The organism is Kitasatospora sp. NPDC059648 (genome assembly GCF_042734825.1).
GTDB lineage: Bacteria > Actinomycetota > Actinomycetes > Streptomycetales > Streptomycetaceae > Kitasatospora.
The window spans coordinates 1-3,728 of sequence record NZ_JBHWDU010000195.1 but is presented as its reverse complement, the minus strand read 5'-3'; the positions used below and the strand labels follow the sequence as shown (position 1 = coordinate 3,728).

The following is a 3,728-nucleotide window of genomic DNA, read 5'->3' as shown; positions in this document are numbered from 1 at the left end:
CGCATCGCCATGACCATCTTGATCACACCCGCCACACCGGCCGCCGCCTGGGTGTGCCCGATGTTCGACTTCACCGACCCCAGCCACAACGGCTCGTCCCGCCCCTGACCGTAGGTCGCCAGGAGTGCCTGGGCCTCGATGGGGTCGCCCAGGGTGGTGCCGGTGCCGTGCGCCTCCGCCGCGTCCACGTCCGCCGTCGACAGTCCGGCGTTCGCCAGCGCCTGGCGGATGACGCGTTCCTGGGACGGACCGTTCGGCGCCGCGAGCCCGTTCGACGCGCCGTCCTGATTGACCGCCGAACCCCGCACCACCGCCAGCACCCGGTGGCCGTTACGGCGGGCGTCGGACAGGCGTTCCAGCAGCAGCAGGCCGGCACCCTCACCCCAGCTGGTGCCGTCGGCCGCCTCGGCGAACGCCTTCACCCGGCCGTCGGCCGCGAGCCCCCGCTGCCGCGAGAACTCGACGAACCCCGCCGGTGTCGCCATCACCGTCACACCGCCGGCCAACGCCAGCGAGCACTCCCCCGCCCGCAAGGCCTGCGCCGCCAGGTGGATCGCCACCAGCGACGACGAGCACGCCGTGTCCACCGACACCGCCGGGCCCTCCAGCCCCAGCAGGTACGACACCCGCCCGGACGTGGCGCTGGTGGCTGTTCCGGTGGCGAGAAAACCTTCGAGGTCCGGCGGCGGCTGGTTGCCGTAGCCGGAGGACCACAGGCCGGTGAACACGGCCGTGCGGCTGCCGCCGAGTGTGGTCGGGTCGATGCCGGCGTCCTCGAAGGTCTCCCAGGCGGTCTCCAGCAGCACCCGCTGCTGCGGATCCATCGCCAGTGCCTCACGCGGCGAGATCCCGAAGAACCCGGCGTCGAACCCGGCGCCGTCGGCGAGGAAGCCGCCCGATCGGCTGTAGGTCGTGCCCGGCCGGTCCGGGTCGGGGTCGTGGACGACGTCCCATCCACGGTCCGGCGGGAATTCGGTGATCGCGTCGGCACCGTCCGAGACGAGCCGCCACAGGTCGGCCGGGGACTCCACTCCGCCCGGGTATCGACAGCCCATACCGATGATCGCGATCGGCTCGCGAGCGGCCTCCTCCATGTCGGCGAGTCGCTTACTGAGGACTCCCAGGTCGGCCGTGGCGCGCTTGAGGTAAGTGCGGAGCTTCTCTTCGTCGGACATCGCTACTTCTCCTCGGCGTTTCGGGACTCGCCCGATCGGATGACCTCGGTCCTGCGGTGCGCATCGTCCAGAAGGCTGAACAGTTCGTCGTCGCTGGCCTCGTCGACCCCGGCCGCGGAGCCGGTGCGCTTGGCGGTCCAGGCCGCGAGTAGTGCTTCGAGGCGGGCCGCGACGGTCTCGTAGTCGGCGTCGGCGGCTGCCGCGTCCAGGGTGGACTTGAGCCGGTCGAGTTCGGCGAGCAGGGGGTCGGGTTCGGTGCCGTGCAGCCGCGTGTACACGAAGCCGGCGAGGCGGGTCGGTGTCGGGTGGTCGAAGACGAGCGTGGCGGGCAGGCGCAGGCCGGTGTCCGCGTCGAGCTGGTTGCGCAGTTCCACGGCGGTGAGCGAGTCGAACCCGATGTCGGTGAACGCCTGGTCGGGGTTGACCGCCTCCGGTGACGAGTGCCCCAGGACGAGGGCGACCTGGCCCACCACGAGCTGCAGCACGTCGGCCTGCGTCCACACGCGGTCGGCGGCCTGCCTGCGCCGGGGCCGTACCAGTTCCCGCAGCAGGGCGGGCGGGTCGCCGGCCCGTCGCAGCGCCGGCAGGTCGAACCTGACGGGGGCGAGGGTCGGGGTGCCCGCGGTCAGCGCGGCGTCGAACAGGGCCAGCGCATCCGTCGTCGGCAGCGGCCGCACGCCGGCCCTGGCCAGGCGGTGCCGGTCGGTGGCGGTCAGGCCTCCGGTCATGCCGCTGGCCTCCGCCCAGTAGCCCCAGGCGAGCGAGACGGCCGGCTGTCCCTGGGCGTGCCGGTGTGCGGCGAGGCCGTCGAGGTACGCGTTCGCCGCCGAGTAGTTCGCCTGGCCCGCGCCGCCCAGCACACCGGCCGCCGACGAGAACAGCACGAACGCCTCCAGGTCCGAGGTCAGGTCGTGGAGGTGTCGCGCCGCGAGGGCCTTCGGCTCCCACACGCGCGCGAACTGCTGCGGGGTGAGGGATTCCACGACGGTGTCGGCCAGCGTGCCCGCGGTGTGGATCACCGAGGTCACCGGGTGTTCGGCGAGCAGCCGCGCCACCGCCTCGCGGTCGGACACGTCGCACGCCACGATGTCGGCGGTCGCGCCCAGCGCGGCCAGGTCGGCGGTCAGTGCGGCCGCGCCGGGGGCGTCCGGGCCGCTCCGGCTGACCAGCAGCAGGTGCCGCACGCCGTGCCGCACGGCGAGGTGGCGGGCGATCGTGCCGCCCAGGGTGCCGGTGCCGCCGGTGACGAGCACCCTCCCCTCGGGGCTGAGCAGCGAGGGCAGCGGTTCGGTCCGCGCCCGTTCGAGGCGGGGGACGTGAACGGCGCCGACGCGGATCGCGAGCTGGGGTTCGTCACCGGCCAGCCGGACCTCGCCGCCGTCGTCACCGTCGACCAGCACGAACCGGCCGGGGTGCTCGGTGGCGGCCGACCGGACCAGGCCCCAGATGGCGGCGGCCTGCGGGTCGACGTCCTCGCCCGGACGGACCGGCACGGCGTTGCGCGTGGCGATCACCATGCGCGGGGTGTCCGTGGTGAGGAAGTCCTGGATCACCCGCAGGGTCTCGACGGGCGATGTGGCGTAGTGGACCGGGATGTCCGGTTCGGTGGTCGCCGCTTCCAGGACCGGCCACACCACCTGGTACGGCACGTCCTGCGTGGTGGCCCCGGCCGGCCGGCGCAGGGTCAACGAGGCGATCTCGGCGATCGGCGCGCCCGACTGGTCGGCGAGGACGATCGCGCAGGTGTCCTGGCCGGTCAGGGTCAGCCGGACCCTGGCGTGCTCGGCGCCGCGCCACCAGGAGATCCCGGCGAAGGAGAACGGCATCTTCGCCCGGTCGTCGGCGACGGTCACGGTCTGGATCGCGGCGTCGAGCAGGGCGGGGTGCAGGGCGAACCGGGTGTCACCGGGGGGTACGGCCACCTCCGCGTAGAGGGTGTCGCCGTCGCGCCAGGCCGCTCGCAGGCCTTGGAAGGCCGCGCCGTAGGCGAATCCGGCGTCGGCCAGGTTGTCGTAGAAGGCGTCGAGGTCGACGGCTTCGGCGTGTGGCGGCCACTGCCGTGCCCAGGGCTCCCGTGGTGCGACGGGTACGGCGCCCAGGGTCCCGGTGGCGTGCCGTACCCACTCGCCGTCCCCGCGCGAGTGGATCGAGACGCTGCGCCGGCCCGCCCGGTCGGGGCCGACGGTCACGGACACCTGCACGCCGTCCGCGACCACCAGCGGTGTCTCCAGCGTCAGGTCCTCGACCGCCGGGGAGCCGACGTGTTCGCCAGCCCGGAGCGCCAGGTCCACGAACGCCGCGCCGGGCAGCAGGGGCGAGCCCGAGATGACGTGTTCGGTGAGCCACGGCTGCGCGGCGGTGGCGAGCTGTCCCGTCAGCACCACGCCGTTGGCGTCGGGCAGTTCCATGGCGTCCCGCAGCAGCGGGTGGTCGATCCGGCCGTCACCGGCCGGTGCCTGGGTGGTGGGCTGGAGCCAGTAGTGCTGGTGCTGGAAAGCGTACGAAGGCACACGCACGCCCGACGCCGCCACCGCCGTGGCCGCGGGCGGCGAC

The 3,728-nt window shown here is 73.7% G+C and carries 2 protein-coding genes; both read right to left on the bottom strand.

Features of this window, described 5'->3' with window-relative positions:
• Positions 1–1,175: beta-ketoacyl synthase N-terminal-like domain-containing protein (locus ACFV1W_RS40270; RefSeq protein WP_380422506.1), on the bottom strand; the 1,175-nt coding region annotated here is incomplete at its 3' end.
• Between the two features lie 2 nt (positions 1,176–1,177).
• Positions 1,178–3,685: a type I polyketide synthase gene (locus tag ACFV1W_RS40265; protein ID WP_380422504.1), complete on the bottom strand. Its 2,508-nt coding sequence runs from the start codon at positions 3,683–3,685 to the stop codon at positions 1,178–1,180.
• Between the last annotated feature and the right edge of the window lie 43 nt (positions 3,686–3,728).